This window comes from Micromonospora sp. U21 (assembly GCF_018070045.1).
In the GTDB taxonomy this organism is placed as follows: domain Bacteria; phylum Actinomycetota; class Actinomycetes; order Mycobacteriales; family Micromonosporaceae; genus Micromonospora.
The window spans coordinates 11,974-38,266 of record NZ_JAGPYK010000033.1; the positions used below are offsets into that span (position 1 = coordinate 11,974).

The 26,293-nt window shown below is 69.7% G+C and carries 22 protein-coding genes and 3 pseudogenes; 12 read left to right on the plus strand and 13 right to left on the minus strand.

The annotated features are described in order from the left end of the window. Positions 1-201: 201 nt before the first annotated feature. The 3 genes from KBX63_RS29090 (at position 202) to KBX63_RS29100 (ending at position 6,163) form a co-directional block, all read left to right on the plus strand. On the plus strand, positions 202-3,654 hold the full coding sequence (locus tag KBX63_RS29090; RefSeq protein WP_247663584.1) for a ThuA domain-containing protein: 3,453 nt from the start codon (positions 202-204) through the stop codon (positions 3,652-3,654). 198 nt (positions 3,655-3,852) lie between these two features. After that, on the plus strand, positions 3,853-4,980 hold the full coding sequence (locus tag KBX63_RS29095) for a sugar phosphate isomerase/epimerase (RefSeq protein WP_210916764.1): 1,128 nt from the start codon (positions 3,853-3,855) through the stop codon (positions 4,978-4,980). 277 nt (positions 4,981-5,257) lie between these two features. Continuing rightward, complete coding sequence (locus KBX63_RS29100; RefSeq protein WP_210916766.1) at positions 5,258-6,163, plus strand: hypothetical protein; 906 nt, start codon at positions 5,258-5,260, stop codon at positions 6,161-6,163. 832 nt (positions 6,164-6,995) lie between these two features. Here the strand turns inward: KBX63_RS29100 and KBX63_RS29105 are convergent. Then, complete coding sequence (locus KBX63_RS29105) at positions 6,996-8,408, minus strand: MFS transporter (protein ID WP_307871876.1); 1,413 nt, start codon at positions 8,406-8,408, stop codon at positions 6,996-6,998. A gap of 84 nt (positions 8,409-8,492) precedes the next feature. On the opposite strand from KBX63_RS29105, the gene KBX63_RS29110 reads away from it, so the two are divergent. From KBX63_RS29110 to KBX63_RS29135, 6 genes are all read left to right on the plus strand, one after another. Continuing rightward, positions 8,493-9,098, plus strand: coding sequence for a TetR/AcrR family transcriptional regulator (locus tag KBX63_RS29110; protein WP_210916769.1), 606 nt, complete (start codon positions 8,493-8,495; stop codon positions 9,096-9,098). A gap of 306 nt (positions 9,099-9,404) precedes the next feature. Continuing rightward, complete coding sequence (locus KBX63_RS29115; RefSeq protein WP_307871877.1) at positions 9,405-9,857, plus strand: DUF2809 domain-containing protein; 453 nt, start codon at positions 9,405-9,407, stop codon at positions 9,855-9,857. 438 nt (positions 9,858-10,295) lie between these two features. Continuing rightward, positions 10,296-11,684 (plus strand): cytochrome P450, encoded by a 1,389-nt coding sequence (locus KBX63_RS29120; protein ID WP_210916771.1) that lies wholly within the window; start codon positions 10,296-10,298, stop codon positions 11,682-11,684. Between the two features lie 208 nt (positions 11,685-11,892). Next, entirely contained in the window at positions 11,893-12,099 is a 207-nt protein-coding gene (locus tag KBX63_RS29125) for a hypothetical protein (protein ID WP_210916772.1), read from the plus strand. A gap of 71 nt (positions 12,100-12,170) precedes the next feature. After that, positions 12,171-13,535 carry an NAD(P)/FAD-dependent oxidoreductase gene (locus KBX63_RS29130; protein ID WP_210916775.1) on the plus strand — a complete coding sequence of 455 codons (1,365 nt, stop codon included), beginning with the start codon at positions 12,171-12,173 and terminating at the stop codon, positions 13,533-13,535. After that, a complete protein-coding gene (locus tag KBX63_RS29135; protein WP_210916778.1) occupies positions 13,519-13,755 on the plus strand; it encodes a hypothetical protein in 237 nt (78 codons plus the stop codon). The genes KBX63_RS29130 and KBX63_RS29135 overlap by 17 nt, the downstream gene beginning before the upstream one ends. Here KBX63_RS29135 and KBX63_RS29140 read toward each other — a convergent pair. The 9 genes and pseudogenes from KBX63_RS29140 to KBX63_RS29180 form a co-directional block, all read right to left on the minus strand. After that, positions 13,743-13,968: pseudogene (locus tag KBX63_RS29140) on the minus strand (alpha-amylase family glycosyl hydrolase); the annotation flags it as partial. The gene KBX63_RS29135 and the pseudogene KBX63_RS29140 sit on opposite strands and share 13 nt — an antisense overlap. Then, positions 13,965-16,430: a hypothetical protein gene (locus KBX63_RS29145; protein ID WP_210916784.1), complete on the minus strand. Its 2,466-nt coding sequence runs from the start codon at positions 16,428-16,430 to the stop codon at positions 13,965-13,967. The gene KBX63_RS29145 and the pseudogene KBX63_RS29140, both read right to left, overlap by 4 nt. Beyond that, positions 16,427-16,678 (minus strand): Gfo/Idh/MocA family oxidoreductase, encoded by a 252-nt coding sequence (locus KBX63_RS36890; protein ID WP_210916843.1) that lies wholly within the window; start codon positions 16,676-16,678, stop codon positions 16,427-16,429. The genes KBX63_RS29145 and KBX63_RS36890 overlap by 4 nt, the downstream gene beginning before the upstream one ends. A 110-nt stretch (positions 16,679-16,788) precedes the next feature. Then, positions 16,789-17,151: pseudogene (locus KBX63_RS36895) on the minus strand (Gfo/Idh/MocA family protein); the annotation flags it as partial. 81 nt (positions 17,152-17,232) lie between these two features. Then, entirely contained in the window at positions 17,233-18,303 is a 1,071-nt protein-coding gene (locus KBX63_RS29160; RefSeq protein WP_210916786.1) for a hypothetical protein, read from the minus strand. A gap of 4 nt (positions 18,304-18,307) precedes the next feature. Beyond that, positions 18,308-19,120, minus strand: coding sequence for a carbohydrate ABC transporter permease (locus KBX63_RS29165; protein ID WP_210916787.1), 813 nt, complete (start codon positions 19,118-19,120; stop codon positions 18,308-18,310). Positions 19,121-19,211: 91 nt separating this feature from the next. Beyond that, the gene (locus KBX63_RS29170; RefSeq protein WP_210916788.1) at positions 19,212-20,138 is read right to left on the minus strand and encodes a carbohydrate ABC transporter permease; all 927 of its coding nucleotides are present in this window, start codon (positions 20,136-20,138) and stop codon (positions 19,212-19,214) included. Then, entirely contained in the window at positions 20,135-21,418 is a 1,284-nt protein-coding gene (locus KBX63_RS29175) for an extracellular solute-binding protein (protein WP_210916789.1), read from the minus strand. Before KBX63_RS29175 ends, KBX63_RS29170 begins: the two co-directional genes overlap by 4 nt. Further along, positions 21,415-22,527, minus strand: coding sequence for a LacI family DNA-binding transcriptional regulator (locus tag KBX63_RS29180; RefSeq protein ID WP_210916791.1), 1,113 nt, complete (start codon positions 22,525-22,527; stop codon positions 21,415-21,417). The genes KBX63_RS29175 and KBX63_RS29180 overlap by 4 nt, the downstream gene beginning before the upstream one ends. Before the next feature lie 1,166 nt (positions 22,528-23,693). Here KBX63_RS29180 and KBX63_RS29185 point away from each other — a divergent pair. The 3 genes from KBX63_RS29185 (at position 23,694) to KBX63_RS29195 (ending at position 25,009) form a co-directional block, all read left to right on the plus strand. Beyond that, positions 23,694-24,008 carry a plasmid pRiA4b ORF-3 family protein gene (locus tag KBX63_RS29185; protein WP_210916844.1) on the plus strand — a complete coding sequence of 105 codons (315 nt, stop codon included), beginning with the start codon at positions 23,694-23,696 and terminating at the stop codon, positions 24,006-24,008. Between the two features lie 7 nt (positions 24,009-24,015). Beyond that, positions 24,016-24,201: a hypothetical protein gene (locus KBX63_RS29190; RefSeq protein WP_210916793.1), complete on the plus strand. Its 186-nt coding sequence runs from the start codon at positions 24,016-24,018 to the stop codon at positions 24,199-24,201. Between the two features lie 109 nt (positions 24,202-24,310). Next, a complete protein-coding gene (locus KBX63_RS29195; protein WP_210916795.1) occupies positions 24,311-25,009 on the plus strand; it encodes a hypothetical protein in 699 nt (232 codons plus the stop codon). 108 nt (positions 25,010-25,117) lie between these two features. Here KBX63_RS29195 and KBX63_RS36900 read toward each other — a convergent pair. The 3 genes and pseudogenes from KBX63_RS36900 to KBX63_RS29210 all read right to left on the minus strand — a co-directional run. Continuing rightward, a pseudogene (locus KBX63_RS36900) lies at positions 25,118-25,372 on the minus strand (IS6 family transposase); the annotation flags it as partial. 61 nt (positions 25,373-25,433) lie between these two features. Next, on the minus strand, positions 25,434-25,637 hold the full coding sequence (locus KBX63_RS29205; RefSeq protein ID WP_210916796.1) for a hypothetical protein: 204 nt from the start codon (positions 25,635-25,637) through the stop codon (positions 25,434-25,436). Continuing rightward, positions 25,627-26,289 carry a cytochrome b/b6 domain-containing protein gene (locus tag KBX63_RS29210; protein WP_210916797.1) on the minus strand — a complete coding sequence of 221 codons (663 nt, stop codon included), beginning with the start codon at positions 26,287-26,289 and terminating at the stop codon, positions 25,627-25,629. Before KBX63_RS29210 ends, KBX63_RS29205 begins: the two co-directional genes overlap by 11 nt. Between the last annotated feature and the right edge of the window lie 4 nt (positions 26,290-26,293).

Consider the following 26,293-nt stretch of genomic DNA (forward strand, 5'->3'; position numbering starts at 1 on the left):
GTCGATATCAAGCTAGCCGCGATAACCACTCCCTCTTCGCGAGGAGAGTGGTTATCGGCATGCCATGAAACGGCAGCAGGAAATGCGCCGACGCCGAGTGCGGGCGCCGCCAGAATATTGACCTATCAAAATTGGTCTCGTAGGGTTCAGGGCACGTGGAAAGCGCTTTCTTACCACCGACCCTCGCCAAGGAGCGCGTGTATGAGACGCCAACGCACGCTACTGTTCGCCCTGCTCGTGGCCGTCACACTTCTGTTGCCGAGCACCGCAGCGACCGCCGCCGAATCCGCGACCGCCGCCAATTTCCGGGTGCTGGTCTTCTCCAAGGTCACGAACTTCTACCATGACTCCATCCCGGCCGGCGTCGCCGCCATCCGGCAGCTCGGCGACCAACAGGGATTCGCCGTCGAGGCGACCACCGACGCGGGCGCGTTCACCGACGCCAACCTCGCCCGCTTCGACGCTCTCGTGTTCAACAACACCAACTCCACCCCGGCGTCCGGCGACCTCCTCGACGCCGACCAGCGGGCCGCGCTGCAGAGGTTCATCCGTAACGGCGGTGGCTGGGTCGGCCTGCACGCCGCGTCGGCGAGCGAGCGGAACTGGACCTGGTACGAGGGACTGGTCGGGACCATCTTCGATCAGCACCCGGACTTCTCCGCCACGGGCGGCACCTTCCCGGGCCGGATCAAGGTCCTCGACCACGCCCACCCGTCCACCAAGGACCTGCCGGAGCTCTGGGAGCGCAGCGAGGAGTGGTACAACTGGCGGACCAACCCCACCGGCAAGGTCCACACGCTCGCCCAGATCAAGGTGCGCGACGGCATTCCCGGGCTCGACGAGGGCACCGACCATGCCTACTCGTGGTGCCAGAACTACGACGGCGGGCGCTCCTGGTTCACCGCCGGCGGGCACAGCTCCTCGTCGTTCCAGGAGCCGGCCTTCCTCGCGCACCTGCTGGGCGGCATCAAGTGGGCCGCCGGCGCTGCCCCCGGTGACTGCGGCGCCACCAGGACCACCAACTTCGAGCGGATCCCCCTGGTCAACCAGGACCTCTCCGACCCGTTCGAACTGGCGGTGGCGCCGGACCGCCGGGTCTTCTACATCGAGCGCACCGGCGCGCTGAAGGTCGTCAACCAGGACACCCTCGCGGTCACCACGCTGCTGGACTTCGCCTACACGCCGGCGCAGACCAGTCAGTCCGACGGGCTGCTCGGCATGACTCTGGACCGACACTTCGCCGACAACAACTGGCTCTATCTGCTCTGGTCCGACCGGGTGGAGAAGCAGCTGAACCTGTCCCGCTTCATCGTCGACGGCGACAGCGTCAGCCTCGCCTCGGAGAAGCGCCTGCTCACGATCCCGACCTGGCGCGGTGAGGCTCGCGCCAACTCGCACATGGGCGGCTCGGTGACGATGGACCAGCAGGGCAACCTGTACGCCGCGATCGGTGACAACACCGACCCCTTCGAGTCCAGCGGCTTCACCCCGATCGACGAGCGGACCGGCCGTCGCGCGTACGACGCCCAGGGCACTGCCGGCAACACCAACGACCTGCGCGGCAAGATCCTGCGGATCAAGCCCCTGCCCAACGGCAAGTACGCCATTCCCGACGGCAACCTGTTCGCCCCGGGCACGGCCCGCACCAAGCCCGAGATCTATGCGATGGGTATGCGGAACCCGTTCCGCATCACCGTCGACTCCAAGACGAACGCGCTGCTCGTCGCCGACTACGGCCCCGACGCCCGGTCCGCCAACCCGGCCCGCGGGCCGGAGGGCACGGTCGAGTTCAACCGGATCACCAGCGCCGGCAACTACGGCTGGCCCTACTGCATCGGCAACAACATCCCGTTCAACGACTACGACTTCGCCACCGCCACCTCGGGGCCGAAGTTCGACTGCGCCGCGCCGGTCAACGACTCTCCCAACAACACCGGCCTGACCAACCTCCCGGCAACCCGGCCGGCCCTGGTCTCGTACGCCTACTCGGCCTCCGCGCAGTTCCCGGAGCTGGGCACGGGCGGCGGCGGCCCCATGAGCGGGCCCGTCTACGACTACGACCCGTCCAACAAGCGGCTGACCAAGTTCCCCCAGTACTACGAGGGCAAGTGGATCGTCTACGAGCTGACCCGCAGGTGGTTCAAGACGCTGTCGATCCACCACACCGCCCAGACCTTCAGCGATCCCCGCTTCGGCCACACCAACGCCGGTGACCTGCAGTCCATCAACGGGATCCTCGGCAACATGTCGTGGATCCAGCCGTTCGAGGCAGAGTTCGGGCCGGACGGCTCCCTCTACGTCATCGACTTTGGCGAGGGCAGCGGCAGCGGTCGGGGCGGCAGCAACGAGGGCGCCGGCATCTACCGCATCGACTACGTCGCCAACAGCCGGCCGCCGGTGGCCAAGCTGGCCGTCGACAAGGACAGCGGCCCAGCGCCACTGACCGTCGCCTTCTCCAGCGCCGGCTCCAGCGGGCCGGACGGCACCGCGATCCAGTACGCCTGGGACTTCGACGGCAACGGCAGCGTCGACTCCACCGCCGCCAACCCCAGCCACACCTACAGCACACCCGGGCGCTTCACCGCCCGGCTCACCGTCACCGCCACCAACGGGCAGACCGCCGTCGCCGTACAGGAGATCACGGCCGGCAACACGCGCCCGACGGTGACCCTCAGCGTCCCCGACGGGGCCTTCTTCGATTTCGGTGACCGCATCCCGTACACGGTGACGGTCACCGACCCGGAGGAGAGCACCATCGACTGCTCCAAGGTGGTCGTGCAGACCCAACTCGGCCATGACTCACACGCCCACCCGCTGGACAACTACGTCGGGTGCGCCGGGGTCGCAGTGACCGAGAGCAACGGCGGCGACGGGCACGGCCCGGGACAGAACCTCTACACGCTGCTCTCCGCCCAGTACACCGACGGCGGGGCGAACGGGGCACCGAATCTGGTCGGCTCGACCCGGGCCGAGCTGCAGACCAAGAGCAAGGAGGCCGAGCACTTCGACGGCCAGAGCGGCATCCAGGTCCTCGACCGCGCGACAGCGAGCGCCGGCAAGCGCATCGGCGACATCGACAACGGCGAGTGGATCAACTTCGGCCCGGTCAACCTCCGCAACATCGACTCGGTCACCTTTGGAGTCGCCTCGGGCAGCAGCGGCGGCGACATCGAGATCAGGGCCGACTCCCCCACCGGCCAGCTCCTCGGCCAGGCCACCATCGGCGGCACCGGCGGCTGGGACAACGTCGTCTCGCCCACCGTCGAGCTGACCGATCCGGGCCGCACGACCACCCTCTACCTCGTCTTCGTCAACCCGAACCAGACGGGTGGCACCCCCGACCTGATGGCGCTGGACTGGCTGCGCTTCAACGGCGCCGGGGTACGCGAACAGACCGACGCCACCGTTTCGGCCTCGGCCACGCCCACCACCGGCACCGCGCCGCTGGCGGTCGCCTTCGCCGGGACAGCCTCGCCGGCGGCTGGGCGCACCATCACGGATCACGCGTGGGACTTCGGCGACAACTCAGCCGTCGTGCACGGGGCGTCGGCCAGTCACACGTACGCCCGCCGAGGCACGTACACGGCACGGCTGACCGTCACCGACAGCGTCGGGGCGACGACGTCCTCGATCGTGGTCGTGACGGTGAGCTGAGCGTCACGGGTGGCGGGGCGGAACGCCGCCCCGCCACCATCGACCCGGCGCGGCCCCGACAGCCTCCAGCAACCGCCATCCGTGGCGCTGCCCTCGGTGGCCTGACCACCTGCCCCTCCGACTTCCGGGAGACACACGATGAACTCCAGCTCCTCCCGCCCGTCCCACCATCGACCGCGAGCCCGTCACCTCGCCGTGTTGCTCGCAGCGACACTCCTGCCGCTCACCGCGGCGCCGGCGTCGGCCGCCGAACCCGACACGTCCGCCGCGGAACAGGTCGCCGCCGACCTCTGCCCGTGGGGCTACACCACCTCGTCCACGGTCTTCTTCGGCAGTGCCGGTGCCGACTCAGGCGTACCCAACCGCGACCTCGGCAACGGGTGCACCATCCTGGACGCCGTCTGGGCGAAGGCCCCGTTCACCGACCACGGCAGCTTCGTGAGCACCGTCAGCGGCTTGACCAACACTCTCCGGCGGGACGACGTCATCACACCGCGGGAGAGCGCGAGCATCGTACGAGCGGCGGCCGGCTCCGAGATCGGCACACCGCAGCCGGCATCGGGGACCCGCGCGCTACCCGACGACCGCATCGGCCTCGTCCTCTACACGGTCCGGGCCACCATGTCGGGCGCACCCGAAGCCACCCTCGGCGCGCTCGCCGCCTGCGGCTACCGCAACGCGGAACCCTCGGGCGCGGTCAACAACTTCTACGGCAAAACGGCCACCGCGCTCGCGCCCCTGGTGGCCGACGCCGGGCTGTCCGTTCCCTCCATCGGGATCGGCCTCGGCGACCTCCAGAACAACCTCGACGGCGTCATCGCCAACGCCAAGGCGTTCGGCGCGAAGTACGTCCGCATCTCCGGATCGGGCTCCTGGACCCTCGCCGACTACTCCAGGGTGGCCATGACCCTCAACACCGTCGGCGCCACGCTCAAGCAGGCCGGCATCACCGTCGCATATCACAACCACGGCTTCGAGCTCACCGCCCAGAACGGCGTACGCGGCTACGACGTGCTGGTCCGCGAGACCGACCCGAACCTGGTGGCGATGGAGCTCGACCTCTACTGGGCGGCCAGCGTCGGCGTCGATCCGGTGGAGCTGATCAAGCAGTACCCGGGCCGGTTCTCGCTGTTCCACGTCAAGGACATGGCCGCCGACGGCTCCTTCGCCGACGTGGGCGAGGGCACCATCGACTTCGCCCGCATCTTCGCCTACAGCCAGATGAGCGGAGTCGGCCTCTACCTGACCGAGAACGACAGCCCCCGCCCGGACGGCGTCTCGTCAGCCTGCGACAGCTACGCAAACCTCCGCGCCCTGCGCTACTGACAACTCCCACAGATTCGCCCGCTCCGGCCGACGCGGCGTGTCGGCCGGAGCGGGCGATCTCCTGCCTAGCGCCGCCGACCCTGTTTGACGCGCTTACCCGACCCCTCGCTTGTAAAGGTGCTTCCGTCGAGAGTCGTAGTGTCCGCTGACGTCCAGGGGTTCGGGTCGAAGTCGACATCCCTTCGCACTCATCCAGCTTCGGCCACCACCGTTGATGTCAACGACTGATGTCAGCGGCAACTTCCGGCTCCCTGCCCGCTGCTGGTAGAACCGCCGGATGGATCAACCAACCGACCCGCTGGCCGGGCTTGACGACGTCCCGTGGGAGTCGCTGCATCATGCGTATGGGCCGGCCGTCGACGTACCGGACCAGTTGCGAGCGTTGCGCTCGGTGGACGTGTCGGTCCGACGTCGTGCGTTGTCCGAGCTGTTCGGCAACGTCTACCACCAGGGCGCGCGGTGGGGGGCGAGCTGCCATGTGGTGCCGTTCCTGGTAGCGCTCGCCGTCGACCCGGACACCCCGGACCGGGCAGCGGTGGTCGACCTTTTCCGTTCTGTGGTGCTCGGCGACCGGCGCGACGACGAGCTGCCGTTTGATCCGCGGCGGACCTTTGCCGCCGCCGAGGGGATCACCGACGAACAGGCAGCGCTGGTGGAGCGGCATCTGGAGGCCGAAGACCTGTTCGAGCACGAGGAGGCCGCAGGGCTGGCCGACAAGGTGGCGGTCCGTTGGGACGCCGACGCCTTCCATGCCGGAGCCCGGCACACCGACCGGTACGTCGGCTGGCTGACCGATCCGGACCAGCAGCTGGCCGGATACGCCGCCGAACTACTCGCCTGGTTCGCATCCGACGAGGCCGCGCTGGCCGGGCTCATCGCGGTCCCGGGTGATGACGTCTGCGCCGCCACCCGCGCCAGCGCCAACTTGACGCTCGGCCACTGTCCGGTCGGTTCGGAGCGGATCGACGCACGCCTCAGCGAGCTATTGTCCGCGAATACTGCGGTCGTCCGGGTCACAGCGGCGGTGGCGTTGGCGTACCGGCGCGGCGACCAGCTACCCGACCTGGCCCTCGACGTCCTCGCCGACGCTCGCAGCTCGGACTTCGATGCCGACGTACCCGGCTGGGACCGGTCGGTGCGCGGGTTCGTGGCCCTCGGGTTGCACCGGCTCGGTCTCGGCTGACTTGCCGCTATGGCACACGGTTTAGGAAGGAGGTAGCGGCTGGTCACCACTAGCTAGGCCTGGCCTGGGCTTCTATGCGGCTCGCTCGTACTCGGTGATCAGCCCGCCGAGGACGGACCGGCGTTTGATCCGCTCGTGGGTCAGGTCAACGACGGGACGGTCGGATCGCGGGGACTGCAACTGCAGGGCTCGGTGTGGCCGCCGCCCGTTGTAGTGACGGGCGTATTCACCAAGATGTCGTTCGCTGAAGATAAGCATGCGGTCGGTGACCTCGCTGCGACGAGCAGAGTCGGCTCGAACTGGTACGAGGTCACCATCGCATTGAGCTGCTGTACGAGGTCCGGCTGGAGGCAGCCGCCACGTACGGTCGGACTGTCGAGGACGTGGGTGACGACGCCACGGACTCAGACGATGATCGACCAGGTTCCGTCCGGGTTGACGGTGGTCGAGCCACCGCCAATGGCCTGCCCCTGCCGTCACCAGGTACAGGCAGCAGCGCCGCCGGCGACGCCGAGCCTGCGTCCGGCGCTGATTCCGTGCGCGGTGACCGGACACCGGTCCAGCGCGGTGGTCGAGGCGGACGACCACGCCTTGGGCGGCCCGCGCGGCTGGGTCATCGTCAGTGCCAGAACGCGCAGGAGCAGGCACCCAACTCGGCAGCGGTCCCTCGACTTCTGCGCGGGACCGTTGCCGAGTGTGATCCCGACCCTTCATCTGCGCGGGACCTTCGTATCGGTTGCAACCAACAGGTCTGACACGCCAGGCGTTTTTCGTCAAAGCGCCGTATCGGTTACGTCAAATCTGACCGTCAACTGGCGCGTTGCCCGTGCGCTCAGTGCGCGTTGGCCTTTACCACGGGCGGGGACTTCAGGGCCGGGACGATGAGCAGCGCCAGAACAGCCGAAGCCGCAGCCGTCACCGCGGCGAAGGTGAAGCCATGAGTGAACCCGGTGCCGCTGCTGCCGGCGATACTCGCCGCGGCGATGCTGGATACCAGCGAGACTCCAAGGGCGGCGCCGAACTCGTGGAAGGTGCTGAGGAGTCCAGAGGCGACCCCGGCCTCGTCGTGGGCGACATGTGCCAGGGCAGTAGCGGAGGAGGCGACGAAGGCGACGCCAATGCCCGCGGCGCCGATGCTGATCCCCGTCACCACCGCGGCAGAGTCGTCCCAGATTGCGGCGACCGCGGTGCCGAGCGCCGCGACCGCAAGGCCTATCCCTGCTACCGCCCGGGCGCCGAGGCGGCCGACGACGTGGCCAGCGACCTGGGCTCCGACTATCGTTGCCACGGCGACGGGCAGGAACAGCAGCCCGGTGCGCAGCGGCCCGTAACCCATGTGGTGCTGAAGGAAGAACGACCCGAGGAAGAACACTGCGATCATCAACGCCGTCGCTACCAGGATGAGGAAGGTGCCTGCGGCCACCGGCCGGCGGGTCAGGATGCGCAGGTTCATCAGTGGCGATCGCACGGTGCGTTGCAGGATCGCGAACACGGCGTACAAGGCGACGGCGCCGGCCAGAGTCCCGAGGGTCGAGGCAGTTGACCAGCCCCGGTCCCCCGCGTTGATCAGCGCGTAGATCGCCGTGCCGGTGGCGGCCGTGACAAGAATGGCGCCCGGAACATCGAGACGTGCACGGCTCCCCTGCGGCAGGTCCTTCGGCAGCATCCGGGTTAGTGCCACCAGCACGATTAGGCCGATGGGCACGTTGATGTAGAACACCCACTGCCAGCCAGGGCCAGCGGTCAGGACACCACCGAGCAGGACACCGATTGCTGAGCCTCCACCGCCGAGCGCGGACCAGATGCCGAGTGCCTTGTTGCGCTCCTGGCCGTGGAACGTTCTCGCCACCACCGACAGCGCTGCGGGCGACAGCATCGCGGCGCCGACGCCTTGCGCGATCCGCCCACCGATCAGCATCGCGGGACCAGCGGCCAGGCCGGTGACCAGGGACGCAATAGTGAACAGAAGCAAGCCGAGCAGCACCACGCGGCGGGAGCCGAACAGATCCGCCGCCCGCCCGCCGAGCAGCATCAGGCCGCCGAACATCAGGGTGTAGGCACTGACCACCCAGGTCAGTGTGTCGCGCTCCAGGGCGAGGTCCGCGCCGATGTGCGGCAGCGCGATCGCCACCACGGTGACATCCAGGATGAGCATGAACTGCGCGATGCCCAGCATTGCCAGCATCCGCCAGCGGGTTGGATTGGCGGCGGTGGTTTCCGGTTGGTCGACGGCCTGTGCGGACACGGCGCCCCCTCCATCTCGAACAGGACTGTTTGACTTCCGTCGGGTACAGTAACTCGTACAGCACTGTTCGACAAGGGAGTTCGTGTGACGGGAGCGAAGCAGGCGAAGGGTCCGGCCAGGCGAGCCGATGCGCAGCGCAGTATCGCGGCGATTCTCGAGGCCGCGGTGAGCGCTTTGAGCCGCAACCCGGAGGCCAGCGTCAGCGAGATCGCAAAGGCGGCCGGCGTCGGCCGAGTCACGCTCTACGGCCACTTCCCGAACCGGGTCGACCTGGTGGAGGCGGCGCTCGCCAGCGCCATCGAGAAGGGCCACGCGGCGCTCGATTCAGTTGACCTGACCGGCGATCCACGGCAGGCGCTCGCCCGGCTGATTGACTCCAGCTGGCTGTTGGTCAACCGGTCCCGCTCCCTGTTGCTCGCGGCTCAGGGAGTTCTTCCACCAGGACGGATCCGTATCCTTCATGCCGGCCCTGTAGAGCGCGTCGAAGGCCTTGTGGAGCGTGGCCGGGACGAGGGTGTGTTCAGGAGCGATCTCTCCACTCCCTGGTTGGTCGGAGTTTTGCATAGCGTGATGCACAACGCCGCCGACGAGATCAACGCCGGCCGTCTGGACTCCGAGAAGGCGGGCGCGTTCATCACCGCGACCGTGCTGGCGGCCTTCACCCCGCCGGGAAGTCGTGTTCCCGGTTGAGTCGGCAGCTCGGCTAGCGGTGTGGTCGCGCCGGCTTCAGGTCGATGGATCCCGGTCGGTGTGCCGCTTCGCGCTTGCAGCCCCTGACACCGCCGGGCGTCCACGGAAACCAACCGCCACATCTATCGACTCTGATGCTTTGCGCGCCCTCCGGCGCGTCGAGCTAAGGGCGCGGACCGGCGATCGTGACGGCGATCGTCGCCGACGGTGCGACCGGGTCCGCCGAGACCGGCGGACCCGGTCAACGGTCTGCGAGGGCGCGGCGGATTGGACGCGTACGTTGGTGCGGTGGCTACCATCGCGAGAGTGCCGATCACGGCCCGTACGGTGCGGCTGCTCATGCCGGTGGCCGCGCTGCTGTTCCTGGGCCTCGCACTGCTGATCCGCGTCGTCGACGACGGGGCACTGCGGCAGTATTCCGGCACCGCGCTGTACGCGTCGATGGTCTGGGCCGCGGTGCTGTTCCTGCGGCCGCGGACGGCGCCGGTGCCGGCCGGGATGGTCGCCACCGTCTTTAGCTCGGTGGTGGAGTGCGCGCAGCTGACCGGGGTGCCGGCCGAACTGTCGGCGCAGAGCCTCGCGGCGAGACTGGCGCTCGGTGTGCAGTTCGACCCCGTCGACCTGGCCTGGTATCCGGCCGGCGTGGCTCCCCTGGTGGTGCTGCACCACCTGCTGCGCGCCCGAACCCGCCCCGCGTCGCGACTGCCGCGCAACGTCGTACCGCCACCGGCGGCCCTCCCGGTTGACACCCGCCCGTAGCTGCCATCGGAGCTGCCCCGGCACCTCGCGGCCCACTTGTCGCAGGAATGGCGCGTACGCGCTCCATCGCCCGCAGCGCAAGGCGCCTGCAGTTCTCGAACGAGACATCGGACTCGTCCGCATCCTCCGTACCGGTCTCGGGCAGCGGCGGCTCGCGTCCGCCAGCCATCCATGCCTCGCGGTGCGGTGCCGGCAGGGCGGGCCCGACGGTGTCCGGCCAGCCCCACGAGTGACTACTGCGCGATCAGCCTGCGTCCGGTGTCGACGTCAACGCAGGTGGAACGCCCGTACCCGGTCGAGCTCGGCCTGGGTGACCGGCAGGACCGTCCCGTGCCGCGGGCGGGAGGGCAGTGCCCGCGGCGGCCCACGGAAGGCACTGAGTCAGCGGCGGGGAGCCTTGATCACCAACCAATGTGAGCGCTAACTCTAAGGTCGGCAGTGCCGTCGGGAAAGCAAAACTCTCGATTGACACGTGCGGGAAACATCCCTATGTTAGCGCTCAACCGGCCTGGCTGGTCGGCCGTCAGCCGTCCGCTCCGAAGCCAGACGCACGACGTGGTGACCAGGCGTGCGCCATCCGACGGGATGCGCAAGGCGACCGGAGCACACAGTGCACTTCCCGCTCATGGAGGCGACGTGGCCACCGAGTTCGGCGTCTCGGAGTTGTGGGATCCGGTGGTGCGCCGTGACCCGCACAGGTTCTACGACCGGGTGCGAGCCACTGGCAGGCCGGTTCTTCAGATCGATCCCGCAGGCAACCGGTTCTGGATGATCGCCGGACATGCCGATGTGCTGGAAGGGCTGCGTCACCCGGCGATCGGACACGAGGTTCACCGGCGTTGCCCCGGCGGTAGGCAACCCGCCCGGCACGAACTGTCGGAGGTAGCGAGGATCGAGGCCCGCCAGCTCATCAGCCTTGATCCGCCCGACCACACCCGCCTGCGAGGGCTGGTCAGCGGCGGCTTCACGGCACGGGCAGTGGCCCGGTTGGAGCCGTGGATCAGCCAACTCGCCGACCGGCTGGTCGCGCGGGCGCGCCAGCAGGGACGGATCGACGGGATCGCCGACCTTGCCGACCCGGTGCCGGTCAACGTCATCGCCGAGTTGGTCGGCATTCCGGAACCGGACCGGCCACAGTTCCGCGCCTGGTCAGCGGCGATCGTGTCGGCCAGCATCGACAGCTCGGCTGCCACGCTGGCATTCGCGGCATACCTCGACGAGCTGGCGGCCCGGCGGCGGGCCGTCCCCGCCGATGACCTGATATCGCAACTGGTGGCCCACGAGGAACAGGGCGACCGACTCGACCGGGACGAACTGGTGGCGCTGGTGCAGCTGCTGCTCATCGCCGGCCAGGAGACAACCGTCGACCTGATCAGCAACGGCATTCGACTCCTGCTCACCCATCCCGACCAATGGCAGGCGCTGCGGGACGATCCGCTGCTGGCGGCAGCGGTGGTCGAGGAGACACTCCGGTTCCGGGGCCCGGTCGAGATCGTGCCACCGCGATTTGCCCTCGAGGACGTCGAGATAGCTGGTGGGCGGATCCCTGCGTTCGACCGCGTGGGAATGTCGTTGTGGGGAGCCAACCGTGACCCCACAGTGTTCGACCGGCCGCACGTGTTCGACATCCACCGCACCGACGTTCGCAAGCACATCGCCTTCGGGCACGGGATCCACTTCTGCCTCGGCGCCCACCTGGCCCGGCTGGAGAGCCGGATCATGTTCGAACGAATCGCGCAACAGCTTCCTAACCTGCGTCTCGCGGTCGATCCCGCTGTTCTTGACGGCTTTCGTCTACATCACGACGGACTGCCGCTGGAGGTTTGAAGCGTGATGCTCGGTCAGGCCGTCCCGCGCACACCAGCGAATACCACCGCACAACGGGAGCTGCTGACCACGTTCATCGCGGCCGCCCGCTCGGGCGACATGACCGCGCTGGAGCGGCTCTTCGCGGCGAACGTGACCAGCCTGTTCGACGGAAACGGCGCGTCGGGCGTCGCCCGCCGGCCGCTGGCCGCTGGCGGGAGTGATGCGCATGGCGAAGTTCCTGAACGCGATCACCTGGTGCTGGGACGGCCTCGACGTGGGGTGGGCGAACACGAACGGCCAGACCTCCGCCGTGCTGCGGCGCGACGGCACCTTGGCCGCCGTGCTCATGGTCAGCGCCTCGACCGAGGGCGTGGATCCCGTGCTGTGGATAATGAACCCCGAGAAGACCGCGGCGGTGTCCGGAGTGGCCTGATCCGCCGACGTCACAAACCAGCGCGCTACCTGGTCATATAGCTGTCGGCCGCGAGAGAAACAGAGGACACCGTGCGAACGATTCTGGTGGCCGGCGGCGGCTACGCCGGCTTCTACACGGCCTGGAAGCTGGGAAAGAAGCTTCGGCGGGACGAGGCACGTGTCGTCGTGGTCGATCCGCGCCCGTACATGACGTATCAGCCGTTTCTCCCCGAGGTGCTGGCCGGATCGGTCGAGGCGCGACACGCCGCGGTGTCGCTGCGCCGGCACCTACGCCGGGCCACGCTCATTTCGGGTACGGTCGTCGCGGTCGATCATGCACACCGGACGGCTACTGTGCGGCCGGCCGAGGGTCCGGAATTCGCGCTCGGCTACGACATCATCGTCGTCACGGCCGGCGCGGTGACCCGCAAGCTGGCCATTCCCGGCGTGGCGGAGCAGGCGATCGGTATGAAGCACGTCGAGGAGGCGGTGGCGATCCGGGATCGGCTGCTGACCGCGTTCGACCGGGCCTCGACGCTCGAGCCGGGGCCGCTGCGCCGGCGGCTGCTCACCGTGACGTTCGTGGGCGGTGGTTTCTCCGGCGTCGAGGGCTTCGGTGAGCTGCTGTCCCTGGCGACATCGCTGATGCGGGCGTACCCCGAGCTGAACCCTGCCGAGCTGCAGTTCCACCTGGTGGAGGCCCGGGACCGGATCCTTCCCGAGGTCTCCGACGGACCCGGGCAATGGGTAGTGCGGTCGCTGGAGAAGCGCGGCGCACGCATACACCTCAATGCCCAATTGATCTCCGCGCGCGACGGTCACGTGGTGCTGTCGACCGGAGAGGAGTTCGACTCCGATCTGATCGTGTGGACCGTCGGCAACGCCGCCAATCCGATGGTGCGCAGCCACACCGATCTGCCCATCGACGGGCGCGGGATGCTGATCGTACGAGCCGACCTGCGGGTCGGCACCGAGAGCGAACCGGTGCCGGACGCCTGGGGTGCCGGCGACGACGCGGCGATTCCGGACCTTGCCGTGAGCCGGCCCGGCGCCGTGACGGTACCGAACGCCCAGCACGCCGTGCGGCAGGGAAAGCTTCTGGCGAGGAACATCGTGGCCACCCTCCGCGGGCGGAAGGCGAAGCAGTACGTGCACCACAGCCTCGGCACCGTCGCCACGCTGGGCCTCGGTCGGGGCATCTTCCAGTACCGGGGCATCGTTATCAAGGGGCTGCCGGCCTGGCTGATGCACCGGGGGTACCACGTCCTCGCCGTACCGAGCTGGGAACGGAAGACCCGGGTGCTGGCGGTCTGGCTGACCGCCGCGGTGTTCGGCCGCGACATCGTCTCGCTGGCCTCGGTGCAGGATCCCCGCCGCGCGTTCGTCACCGGCGACGACCCGGTGGAGCCACCCGCGCAGCCGCCTATCCGGTCCCAGCATGTTCAATCGGCATGACGATGTCGTGCGCAGGTTCGCCGAGGCCTGCCGGCTAGGAGACATCGCCGCGCTCCGGGCGGCCCTGGACGCTGACGCGATCGCGGTGTGCGACGGCGGCGGGCTGCTGCCCGCCGCGATGAGTCCCATTCGCGGCGCGGAAGACGTTGCCCAGATGGCCGCGGTCCTGCTGGCCGGGCAACCGGACGCCGAACTGACCATCGAGGCGACGTCGCGATGATCGGCGACGTCGTACCCGCCGTCGGCCATCGGTGACGGGTAGAGCCGGGTCAGCCAGACGGCGTCCACGCCGAGGGAGACCAGGTGGGCAGGTGGGCGGTCACTCCGGGCAAGTCACCGGTCCCGTCCCCGTCCGAGTCGGCGAAGCTGCGGACGTACACCTGCTGGCAGACCCGCCGCGCCACCACGGCTCCCCCGGCGCGGACCGCGTCACCGGCGGACCAGGGTGAAGCCGCCGGGCAGCACGGTGACCCGCAGCGTGGTGGCGGTGCCGGTGCGTTGCGAGCGGAGCACACCCGCCGCGTCGTACACCTCGACGGTGGCCGGTCCGGCGCCGCCGGGGGTGACCTCCGCCGTCCGGGCGGTCCGGGCGGCGCTGCGCAGCAGCGTCGTGCTCCGCCCGTCGCCGGCCAGGGTGAGCCGGGAGACCAGCGGCTCCAGCACGACCGCGTCGACGGTCGCAGGCTCCCCGGCCGTCGCCTCGGCGGTCAGTTCGGTGGCGTGGGCGGCGAGTTCGCGGGGCAGGGTGACCGGGAGCAGCGCGCCCGGCGCCGGGGAGTTGCCCTGGGTGCCGACCCGGGCGTGGTCGACCTCGCCGAGCGGCCCGGCGTCGCTGCGCCAGACGGTCCGGGCGGGTACGCCGGGGCGCAGGTTCACCACGGGCAGCACCAGCCGGGGTTGGTCGGCTGGCGGGAACTGCCAGCGCAGCCCGGCCCCGGCGGGCAGGTCGACGTACGCCCCGCTGATCAGCGATTCGCCGGTCCACGCGGACGGTGGGGTGACCACGGTCGCGCCGCCCAGGCGGGAGGCATTCTCGGCTTCGAGGGTCACCGCGCCGACCCGTTCGACGATCTCGGTCCGGCGGGCGAGTGCGGCCAGTTCAGGCCGAGCGTCCAGGGCGAGCATGCTGAGCAGCGCGTGGATGGTGGACTCGGCACCGGAGTTCCGGTTGACGTGTCCGTCTCCGTTGATGCCGTCGATGGCCCGGCCGGTGTTCGGGTCGTAGCCGGGCGTCCCGGCCGGGTTCGCGCCGAAGTACCAGGCGGCGGTGACGGCGGCGAGTTGCGCGAATCCGGAGCGTCCGCTGGCGTCGGCGACGGCGAGCAGCGACTGCACCCGGGAGTCGACGCCGTAGGCGATCTGGGTCCGGTCGGTGCGGGTGGGCAGCCGGCCGTTGTCCGGGCCGCCGGAGGTGAGCAGCCAGGGGGTGAAGACGGCCGAGTCGGTGACGGCCGGGCCGAGCAGGGTCCGGTCGCCGAGTGCCTGCGCGGCCCGGGCGAGCGCGGCCGGCATCTGGGCGCCCCAGCCGTGCCAGACCGAGCGGGAGAGCGCCCAGGGGCGTACCGCGCCGAACGGCCATTCCCGCACGTCGCCGTCGGCGAGGGCGGTGATGCCCCGGGCGAGTTGGCGCAGCGCCCGGCGGGCGGTGGTGCCGCCGCCGGCTTCGACGTAGGTGCCGAGACCGAGGACCGCTTCGGCGGTGGCGTCCGCGCCGTCCACGATCAGCCAGGCCGGGGTACGCTCCCCGTCGATGATCTGCCACTGGTTGTAGCGGACGAGCACCTGGCGTTGCACGGCGGCGATCGCCAGGTCGAGGCGGTTCTGTAGGAAGTCGGCGAAGTCCGGGTCGGTGTCGCGGAACGCGGCGTACCCTTCGCCGAGCGCCCAGATGGTCCGGGCCAGCCAGTACGACGCGTCGCTGTCGGACGGGTCCGGCAGTTCCTTCGGCTCGGCGCTCGGGTTGAGCGTGCCGTCTGGCTGCATCCAGAGCACGACGTTGCCGGCGTGCGGACCGTCGGCGGTCTGCAGGTAGGTCAGGCCGCGCAGGAGTTGATACGCCGCGTCCCGGCTGGTGGTGGCCCCGGTCTGCCGCCAGTGCCGCAGGTAGACCACCGCGGCCCGGGAGATGTCGTCGGCGTTGTAGGCGCCCTGCCCCCAGGTGTCGGTTTCCGGGTTGTATGCGCCGCCGCCGACCCGGCGGAATTCGCCGTCCGGCCTGGGTTCGGCGTAGGTCCAGAGCACCTCAATCGCGGGGGTGTCGGCGAGCCGGTAGGTGGAGTGCCCGTGCTGGTCTGGCGGCGTGACGTCCTGCCGGAGGAAGTCCAGGTGGGCGAGGTTGGTCAGCGGGCCATCCTGCCCGGCGGTGCTCGGCGGGGCGACGGCGGGGGCGGCGGCTCCGGCCGGGGTGGGGGTCAGCAGCGGGGTGGTGAGGGCGAGGCCGCCCAGCAGCAGTGATCGGCGTTTCACGGGGGTCTCCTTGGTCAGGACTGGTGAACGGACGCAGCGCACCAGGTCGTGCATGGCGGCGCGCACGCTCTCGGCGTAGACGTAGGGTTTGGCGGCCTCGCCGCCGAGGTCGACGGTGATCCGGCAGCGATGCGGCAGCCGGCGCTCGTGGCCCCGATCCCGGGCGTGTGCCGGGCCGGCGTGCCGGTGCGCAGCCACCTTGACGGCGGCTCGGTCACCCAACCTGTGGCCGTCGACGGCGAGCAGTTCCCCGGCCCGGGCCGGCAGGCTCTCGACTAGCGCGGCTCCGGCGTCGTCGGTCCAGAGGTCTACGGTGGCGTGCACCGGGATCCAGCCGGTCACCTGGGCCTCTGCGGTGCCGAAGTCGATCCGCATCAGTTGCCGGTCACAGCGGTGGGCGTGGCTGAAGCCATGCGCGAATGTCGTCACCGCGCCGTCCGCGTACCGGGTGGTGGCGACCGCCAGGTCGACCAGGTCGCTGCCGGGCGGTGGCCGAGCATGCCCTGCACCGACTCGGGGGTCGAGCCGACCAGGGCGTCGGCCGCGTCGAAGAAGTGCACGCCGTGCTCGACGAAGATCCCGCCGCTGGCCCGTTCGTCCCAGAACCAGTGCTCCGGGCCGAGGTCCTCGTCGCTTGCGTCGTTCTCGAAGGCGAGCCGCCGGACCGGGCCGAGCAGCGGGTCGGGCGGCGGGCCGGACGGGGAACCGGACGCCGTGCGAACCTTGGGTCACGCAGCCGGGCCAGCGCCCGTAGCACGGGGTTGTAGCGCAGCATGTGGTCGACCACCAGGACACGACCGGTGGCGGCGACCGCGTCCCGAACGGCGATGGCGTCGTCCTCGCCGGTGGCCAGGGGTTTCTCGGAGAAGACATGCCGGCCGGCGCGCAGCGCCGCGAGGGTGGTCTCCGCGTGGCTGGCCGGCGGCGTGGCGACCACCACGACGTCCACGTCGTCGGCGCCGACAAGCGCCTGCCAGTCCGGCACCGCCCGGGCGGCCAGCGTCCTGGCCAGTTGCCCGGCCCGGTCGGTGTCCGGGTCGGCGACCATGGTCACCGCCACGTCAGGCAGGTCACGCAGGACGCCGGTGAGGAAGGTGGCGAAGCCGCCGGCCCCGACGACGTTGAGGCGCAGCGCGGCTGGGCCGGTCACCCGGCCCGCCCCGTCTCGGCAGCTGCCTTGGTCGTGGGCACCGGCCCGGTCACGATGGCCGGCCGAACCCGGCCGCGCCGCTCACCGGACAGGGTCCAGCCGGGCGACGCCGATCTTGGCGTCGGCCATCCCGTAGAAGACGTACCGGACCCCGTCGACCTCCTCGATCGCGGTCGGGAAGACCACGTTCGGCACGGTGCCGGAGCGCTCGTCCTCGGTTTCGGGCATCAGGATCGGTTCGGCGGTGCGGGCCAGCACCCGGCCCGGGTTGGAAGGGTCGAGCAGTATCGCCCCGGCCGCGTACTCGACCTTCTGAGTGCTGGGGTCGAAGGTGTCGGGGATGTCGCCGGTCACCCCGTGGTGGATGAGCAGCCAGCCCTCCTCCACCCGGACCGGTGGCGGGCCGGCGCCGATCTTCAACTCCTCGTAGGGGAACTTGGACAGGGCGACGCAGCGGTGGTCGCGGAGCCGGACCAGGGCGGTGATGTCGGAGTGCACCTCTTCCGCCGGGACGTAGGAGATCCAGATGCCGGGCCGCTCGTCGGTGATCCCGGCCGGCAGGTGCACCCCCTCACCGGGACGGAACCAGCCCAGGTCCCACATCGGCCGGTGCAGCATCGCGTAGCAGGGAAGGCCGTTCGGACCGGGCACCGGCTCGGGGAAGAAGACCGCGTCCTTGTTCGGGAAGAGGTTCAGGTCGGTGTTCAGGTCCGGCTGGTACGCGAACTGCACTGGACCGAGCCGGCGCCAGGTGCGCAGGTCGGTGGAGACGGCCAGGGCAAGGCGCGGGCCGAGCGGCCCGTAGGCGACGTACGTCATCAGGTGGGTGCGGAGGCTCGGCACCCAGGTGGTGCGCGGATCCTCTACCCCGGCGTTGTTCAGCCCGCGCTCCCACCCCTCGTCGGGGGCGAGGACAACGCCGCGCCGGATCACCCCGGCCGGTACCCCGTCGTGGAACTCGACCTCGGCGAGCCCGACCCGGGAGACGTTCCCCTCGGCGACCAGCCGGGGCAGCAGGTGCAGCTTCCCGTCCGGGGTACGTCCGCTGGCCGGGTTGAGCACCCCCTCGACCTCCAGCGGCTCCCCCGCTTCTGGCGCCATGACTACGCCGAGTCGGGTGAGGGTGTACGGGACGATGGTGGAGACAGTCAACGGTTCAACCCTTTACGCCAGATCCGATGTTGGTGGAGGTGAAGTGCTTCTGGAAGGCGATGAAGAGCGCCACGGCCGGGGCGGCGAGGACACAGGCGCCGGCGAGGATCGCGCCGTACGGGTTGGCGGCGCGCGCGGCGACGTTGCTCAGGTAGTTGGCGAGCGAGACAGCCAGCGGCTGCATGTCGGTCTGTTTGGTGATCAGGAACGGCCAGAGGAACTCGTTCCACGGGCCGATGAAGGTCAGCAGCACCACGGTGAGCAGTGCAGGACGGACCAGGGGCAGCGCGACCGACCAGAGGATGCGCAGTTCGCTCGCGCCGTCCACGCGGGCGGCGGCGAAGAGGTCGGCCGGCAGTTGCAGGAAGAACTGCCGGAAGACGAAGACCGCCGTGGTGTTGATCGCGAACGGCAGGATCATGCCGAGGTAGGAGTCGGCCAGCCCGTAGCCGCGCACGATCAGGACGTAGAGCGGGATCAGCAGGAGTTGGAACGGCACCACCTGGACCAGTAGCACCAGGCCGAAGAGCGCGCCCCGGCCCCGGAAGCTGAGCTGCGCCAGCGCGTAGCCGGCGAGTACGCCGAAGACGACCGTGCCGAGGATCGCCCCGCCGGTGAAGATCCCGGAGTTGAGCAGGGATCGGAGCAGGTTGATCTCGGTGTTGATCTCCCGGTAGTTGTCCAGGGTGAGGCCGCCGGTAGGGAAAGCCCCGGCCGGGGAGGTGTCCGGTTCGGCCTGCAACGATCCGATGAACATGTAGTAGAACGGGAAGAGGAAGGCGAGCGCGAAGGCGACCAGGGCGGTAGTGCGCAGCATCCGCCGGAGGGTGCCGGGGCGACGGCGTGCCGCGGGCGCGCACGCGACTCCGGGTGTGGGTGTGGGTGTGCCGAGGGTGCTGGTCGACATGTCAGGGCCTCTCCAGCAGTCGACGGTTGATCATCGATACGGTGACGACGCCAACGACGAGCAGCACACCGATCGCCGCCGCAACGTCCGGGGCGCCCTGCTCGATGCCGCGCTGGTACATCAGCAGTACCGGGGAGGTGGAGGCGCCGTTCGGGCCGCCGCCTCCGGTGAGCAGGTAGGGCTCGGTGAAGAGGTTCGCGCCGGTGATGGTCGCCAGGATCACCACCAGGGTGGTGGCGGGGCGAACCGCCGGTACCGTCACCGAGCGGAATCGCTGCCAGGCAGTCGCCCCGTCCACCGCCGCCGACTCGTACAGCTCCTTGGGGACGGTCTGCAACGCGGCGAGGTAGAGCAGGATGAAGAAGCCGAGCTGCTTCCAGGCCACGAAGACCGCGATGAGCGGCATCGCGAGCGTCTCGTTGACCAGCCAGGACGGGTCCGGGGCGAGCGGGCCGAGGACCCTGTTGACCAGGCCGTCCGAGCTGAACAGGAAGAGCCAGACTCCGACCACGGCGACGCTGGCGGTGACGTACGGCACGTAGTAGGCGACCCGCAGGAAGGTGCGTCCCCGGATGGACCGGTTGAGCGCCACGGCGAGCGTGAGCGCCAGCACGGCGGTGAGCGGCACGTTGATCAGCAGGAAGACCAGAATGTTGCCGAACGCCTGCCGGACCCCCGGGTCGCCGATCACCGCCCGGTAGTTCTCCAGCCCAACGAAGGGACGGTCGACCTGGGCTCCCGGCGCGGCGAAGAAATAGTCGTGGAAGCTGATCCAAACGGCGAACCCGAGCGGGTACGCGAAAACCAGCACGATGAACGCGGCGTAGGGCGCGATCAGGGCCAGCCCGACCGGGTGACGGCCGAGCAGAGCCGTCACCGGTCGGCGGCCGGGGTGCTGGTGTGTACCCCGGGTGAGGCGGACGCTCATCGCTGGCCGGCTAGCCCGTCGACCTTCTGCGCGGCGTCGCCGAACGCGTCGGCCACCGGCCGCTTGCCGAAGATCACCGACTCGGAGTACGCATCCCGGAACGTCTGCCAGATGGTGATGGAGTTCGGCACGTTCGGTACCTCGACGGTGCGCCCGGCCTGGTCGGCGAAGTCGCGGTAGGCGGGCTTCTGGGTGAAGAAGTCCGCGTAGGTGGCGGTCAGGTCGGTCCGCAGCGGCATCTGGCCGGTCGCCTTCAGCAGCGCGCCGTCCTGCTCCTGGCTGGTAGCGAACTTCAGCACCTCCCAGGCGGTGCCCCGCCTCTGGCAGGAGGAGTACATGGCGGCGTTTTTGGCGTCGCTGAAGGTCTTCGTCTCGGCGGCGGGCTTGCCGGCGGAGGTCGGGACCGGCTTCAGACCCCACTTGATCGTGTCGCTGTAGACGGCGATCGCCCACGGGCCGACGATCGCCATGGCGGCCTTGCCCTCACCAAAGGAGTCACCGTTGTACTGCTCCTTCGGGGCCAGTCCTTCGGCGTAGAGGGTCTTCCAGAACTCGGCGACCCGCTGCCCCTCGGCCGAGTTGAGTTGCGCCTTGCCGTCCTCGACGAGCTGCTTCCCGCCGGTCTCGGCGATGAAGAGCGGGTAGAAGTCGAACCAGGACTGGAAGAACTGGCTGGTCGGCGAGGGGTAGATGGCTGCCTGCGCCGCACCGGAAGACTTGATCTTCCGACTGGTATCAAGGAACTCCGCGTACGTGCCGAGCGGCGGGTTCTCCGAATCGACACCGGCCTTCTGCATGATCGCCTTGTTGTAGACGATCATGACCGGGTTGGCCTTCCACGGCATCTGGTAGTACTTGCCGTCCGGCGACTTGTATTGCTCGGCGGCCGAACCGGTCCGCTGGTCGATGTAGCCCTTGGCGCCCTCGAAGTCGTCCAGCGCGACCAGCCCGCCCTGCTTCTGGAACTGCGGCACGGCGGCCGGCGCGGTGTTGAAGATCAGGCAGGGGGCGTTCCCGGCGGTGATCGCGGCGCCGATGACCTCCTCGGAGGACTTGCCGGCCGGGATCTCCTGGGCGGTGACCTTCTGGTCGGCGTGCTGGCTGTTCCACGCCTCGACCATCGCCGTGCCCCAGGCCAGCTCCTCCTTGTTGTTGGAGAGCCAGATGGTGATCGGCCCCTTGGCCGAGGAGTCGGCTTCGGCGTCGGAGCCGCCGTCACTGCAGGCTGAGGTGAGGCCGAGGGAGAGAACGAGCAACGCGGCGGGGACGGTCCGTTTCATGATGGGTCTCCGATCTCGGCTGCCGTGACGATCGACCGGCCGGGCCGGCGCGACGGCCGGCCGGCAGGTCGCGGCGATTGGTGTGGTGTGGGCGGTGGGGCGGTGGAGGCGCGGACGACGAGCTGCGCGGGGGCCATCTCGACGTCCGCGCCGCCGTCGCCTTCGATGAGGTCGAGCAGGGCACGGGCGGCAGCGCCGCCCCACCCGGACGGATCGGTCCGGACGCTGGTCAGCGCCGGGCTGATGTGGGCGGCCAGTTCGGTGTCGTCAAAGCCGGTGAGCGAGAGCCGGCCCGGGACGTCGAGGCCACGTTCCCGGGCCACGGCCATGCCGGCCATCGCCATCAGGTCGTTGGCGTAGATGATCGCGGTCGGCACGTCGGCCAGGTCGAGCAGTTGGTGGGTGGCCTGGGCCCCGCCGGCCGCCGAGAAGTCGGCGGGCACGCAGGGCCCGGGCGGCAACCCGGCGGCCCGCAGCGCGTTCTCCCAGGCGTCCCGCCGGGCCCTCCCGTGCAGGAAGTGGTCCGGGCCGGCGACGTGCGCGACGTGCCGGTGCCCCAGCTCCACCAGATGGCGTACAGCGGCGGTGATCCCCGGTCGGTCGTCGACGAGCACCGCCGGGAACGGGCTGGCCACGTCGGGACGGCCGAGGGTGACGGCGGGCAGCCGCAGCTCCTCCAGCAGGGCGATCCGGGGATCGGCGATCCGCAGGTCGAGGAGGAAGACCCCGTCCACCCGCCCGTCGGCGGCCAGCCGCCGGTAGCCGTCCTCCTCCGCTCGCCGGCTGGTGACGACCTGTAGGACCAGCGCCTGGTTCCGCTCGGCGAGGACCCGTTCCACGCCGGCGATGAAGGCAGGGAAGAACGGGTCGGCGCCGAGCAGCTCCGGCGGGCGGGCAAGGACCAGGCCGACGGCGAACGCCCGGGAGGTGGAGAGGGCCCGGCCACGGTGGCTCGGCGTCCAGCCCATCGCCTTCGCCGCCGCCAGGATCCGCTGGCGGGTCCCCTCGGCCACTCCGGGCCGGCCGTTGAGGGCGAAGGAGACCGCTCCCTTGGAGACCCCGGCGGCACGAGCGACGTCGGTGATCGTCGGCCGACCTTGTCTGACCACCTCGACCACCTTCCCGTACCAGTTAGGTCGTGGAGCGGACCACCGGTCGCTAAACCGGTTTGGAGAATGCTAGACCGGTTTAGTGAACGGGATCAATGGCTTGCTCCGATCACAATTGGTGACCATTGATGGCGCCGACCGCGGGTGGTGGGCGTGCCGCATCACGTTCGGCATGATCAAGACGAGCTTGCCTGGCCGGTCGGAACGGGTGCGCCGGGGTGGTTACCCGTCGCAGGCCGCAGCGCGCCGGGCCCGCGAAGAGTGGCTGGCGTCGACCCGAGCGGACCGCACCGTCCGGTCAGGACACTGGAGCGGCGCTGCGTTACCCACCTGCGCCCCACCAAGGAAGCTGCACTACCCGCGGGACGTCGAACGCGTCTTCACCCCCGCCTCGGCTCGCTGTTTCCTGGCCGACCTCGACGCGCGCCCGCTACGGGCTCGCGCGCCAAGTCGCGTCGCGGGCCGCTTCGCGAAGCGGACTGAAGAGAAGCAGGAGCCTGATCGAGAGGCAGGGCCAAGATCGATACCTGGCCGCTCAACAGCAAGGCACCCCGCGCGTGGCCGGAGCACAAACGCCTCGCCATCCCGGACGGCCGCTAGCCGGCAAGACCGGAACCCCCGCTGTCCGCCGGCAGGTCCATGGTCCAAGCTGCAGCTGCCATGGTTACCGCCTCAACCACCGGCCGCCGGCGCGTAAGCCGAACTCGGTCCCGCACAGAATTAGAGACCCTGACATCCGCCGAGTGGCCTCGACGTTCTCGACGACCCACGGCAGACCGGATCCAGCAAGGCCGCGGAGCGTCGCTTCGAGCATCCAGCCCGAGCCGTCCCTTCCGATCCGCCAGGCGAGAGCGCTGTGATCATGACAAGGCGGTGAGGCATGGACGGCGTCGAACCCGCCGAGCGCGAAGTTGAGCGCATCCCCTGAACGAATGTGAAGGGGTGGCGAGCTTGCGGACGGATGTCGACGCCAACTACGTCGAACCCCGCCATGTGATAGCCCATCGATGCTCGGCCAGCCCTGGTCGCGCAGCTGATGGCATCGCTCAAGGCCCAAGGCGACGCGGACGACGGCCACTCCGCGCTGCTCAAGCTGCTGGAGCGGCTGTACGGTCGATACAGCTGACAATCTTTGGTGGCACGGCTGGTCTTCCGACTCCGGCGAGATCCCCGCCGACGGCGAACGGCTGGTCTCCATCGCCACCGACCGCGGCGCCCGATTCACCTACGTCTACGACGTCGCCGACGAGTGGACGCACCGCGTCACCGTCGACGACATCCGGCCCGGTGGCGCCGACAACGTGTTCATCATCCTCGACGGCGGTGGGGCCTGCCCGCCCGAGGAGGTCGGCGGCGCTGCCTGGTATCAACACCTGCTCGCCGCTCTGGCCGACCCGGCCAGCCCAGACCGCGACGACGCTGTTGAGACGCTCGGCGCGGGCTTCGATCCCGCCCGTTACCACCGCGCAACCGCCGGATAGGTCAGCCGTGACCACCAGTCGACACCGCGCGGCACTCGGCGAATTCCTGGACGCGCTGGTAACCCGGCCGCGGACCCTGGGCGTGGAGGGGATCGTGGTGGCACTCGTCGCGCACGCCCAGCGGCTACCCGCCAGCAGTCGCCGGGAACTCGCCCGGATCGGCGCGGAACTCACCGAGCGCCACGCACGCTGACAGCCCACCTTCGACACCGTCAGCTAGCCGGACGACGTTGCCTGACGGCAAGTTTAAGTTTTCCTTATCGAGTTGTCGATCAACGAGGGAAGCTCGGTACCGTGCCCGAATGCGACACATCAAGACCGTAATCGCCGCGCTCATCGTGGGTCCGCTGGCCTGGGTCCTGCTCGCCGCTGGACAAGGTCGGTCCATGAGGGTGTTCGCGGATGCGCAGGACAATGGTGATGCGCTCGACCCTAACGCTCTGCTGAAGCCGTTGCTGGTACTGGCGGCTGCTGGCCTTCTCCTCGGGCTCATCGCCACCGTCCGGATCTCCCCGATCGGCTCGGTGCTGACGGGACTTGCGTACATGGTCAGCTACGCAGGCCTGTTGTTCAGCCCGGCACGGCTGCTGGACCTACTCGGTCATAAGCTGAGCGTGGCGGGTTACCAGATTGACTTGCTCACCCCCGTACGGACCGGGACGACGCTGCTGCTGGGCTCGCTGCTCCTGGTCGGGGTCGCCAGTGTCCAGCGGTGGCGGCGCTGGCCGCAGTCGGACGCCGATGCGGCGACGATCGTTGTCCCGGACACGATCATTCCGCCGGTATCGGAACGGGACCGCCCGCTCGGCGCGGACGGGCTCGGCTCGACGAAGCAGGGTGAGGATCCGACGAAGCCGGGTACGTCCGACGAACCGGAGCCGGCGATGGCCGGCGGTCCACGCTGGACCGATTCGCCGCGCAGCCATTCCACGAACGAGCCCTGGCAGTCGGACGCGACGCGCTGGCAGTCCCCGCCGCGGGGGACGGGCTACCCGAGCTAACCGGGAAGCCGCGTCAACGGTTCAGGCAAGTCGGCGCAGGGCAACACCGAGCGTGGCGATGCCCTCCCTGCTGACCCTGGTACGTCGCGACCTTCGGACGGCGCCGTTCCACCGATCACCCGGGGCGTGGCGAGCGAACCGGGCGGCGTCGGCCAACAGCGGGGTGAACCGTTGCACCCACCGGAACACGGTGACGTGGTCAATCTCGACACCGCGCTCAGCCAGGACCTCCTCCACGTCCCGGTAGAAGAGGTTGTAGCGCAGGTACCAGCGGACCGCGACGACGATCACCTCTGCGGGGAACCGGAACCCGGTGAACGCCGACTTCGGCGGCGACCAGGGACGATGACGACTCGACCGCAGCACCCGTCAAGCCTGCCTCGATCCCTCGACACGGGCAACGCAACAGACCCCATCCCGTCGATCACGGGTCCCATCGGGGGCACAACTCAGGCGGCGTTGCTCGGTGCAGCAGTCCAGGCAGCGGCGCGAGGAAAATGAGTTCCTCCAGGCACATCGGGCACTGCCGCAGGTGGGTTTCGAGTTCCTGCCGTTCGAGCGGGCCGAGGGCGCCGATAAGCAGCGAGGCGACCGAGGTCGTGAACGGGCACGGCGGCTCAGCCGTCATGGTGGGCTCCGCGTTGCCGATCGAGCCAGCCCGGCCAGAGCCGCTGGGCGACCTGTAGCGGCAGGCCGCCACCGAGGTGCATGGCTCGGGCCACGCCACGGTAGCCGGGCGGGAGGCCGGCAGCGATGACGATGTGTCCGATGAGGACCGGCGTGATGAGGTACGTGGCAAAGCGGTGCACCCGCTGCAGCCAGACGAACCAGGGGCCACCGGTGACCAGAACCAACCCGAGGCCGCTGCCGATCAGGGCCACGAACAGCCCGACCATCAGCAGGTTCGCGACCCGTTGTCCCGGGTCGAAGTGGCCCTCGTGCCGGGCGAACCGGCCGGTCATGAGTGCGCCCGGCCAGCGGGCGAACCACCTCAGATCGCCGTGGTCGTAGCGCAGCGACTCCCGGAGGAAGGCGCGGGTTGCCCGTACCCCGAGCGTCACCGCGCTGGCGGCCAGTGCCGTCAGCGCCCAGCCGGCATCCAAGTGCAGGCTGGTGTCGGCGACCCCGGTCAGCCGGGCGGCAACGCTGGGTTGCCCCTCCCGCCCGGCGACCAGCCACCAGCCAGTACCCAGCAGGACCAGCACGGTGAGATAGGTGAGTGCGTGGAACGACCGCGTGGCGCGGGAGTAACGCCGAACGGTGCCTGGAGCCCGGGCCATGGCG

What these genes read in the sequence shown, in the direction of transcription:
- KBX63_RS29175 (WP_210916789.1), bottom strand. Translation starts at nt 21,418, where the DNA reads ATGAAACGGACCGTCCCCGCCGCGTTGCTCGTTCTCTCCCTCGGCCTC.
- KBX63_RS29135 (WP_210916778.1), top strand. Translation starts at nt 13,519, where the DNA reads ATGTTCAATCGGCATGACGATGTCGTGCGCAGGTTCGCCGAGGCCTGC.
- KBX63_RS29195 (WP_210916795.1), top strand. Translation starts at nt 24,311, where the DNA reads ATGCGACACATCAAGACCGTAATCGCCGCGCTCATCGTGGGTCCGCTG.
- KBX63_RS29210 (WP_210916797.1), bottom strand. Translation starts at nt 26,289, where the DNA reads ATGGCCCGGGCTCCAGGCACCGTTCGGCGTTACTCCCGCGCCACGCGG.
- KBX63_RS29100 (WP_210916766.1), top strand. Translation starts at nt 5,258, where the DNA reads ATGGATCAACCAACCGACCCGCTGGCCGGGCTTGACGACGTCCCGTGG.
- KBX63_RS29170 (WP_210916788.1), bottom strand. Translation starts at nt 20,138, where the DNA reads ATGAGCGTCCGCCTCACCCGGGGTACACACCAGCACCCCGGCCGCCGA.
- KBX63_RS29165 (WP_210916787.1), bottom strand. Translation starts at nt 19,120, where the DNA reads ATGCTGCGCACTACCGCCCTGGTCGCCTTCGCGCTCGCCTTCCTCTTC.
- KBX63_RS29205 (WP_210916796.1), bottom strand. Translation starts at nt 25,637, where the DNA reads ATGACGGCTGAGCCGCCGTGCCCGTTCACGACCTCGGTCGCCTCGCTG.
- KBX63_RS29090 (WP_247663584.1), top strand. Translation starts at nt 202, where the DNA reads ATGAGACGCCAACGCACGCTACTGTTCGCCCTGCTCGTGGCCGTCACA.
- KBX63_RS29125 (WP_210916772.1), top strand. Translation starts at nt 11,893, where the DNA reads ATGGCGAAGTTCCTGAACGCGATCACCTGGTGCTGGGACGGCCTCGAC.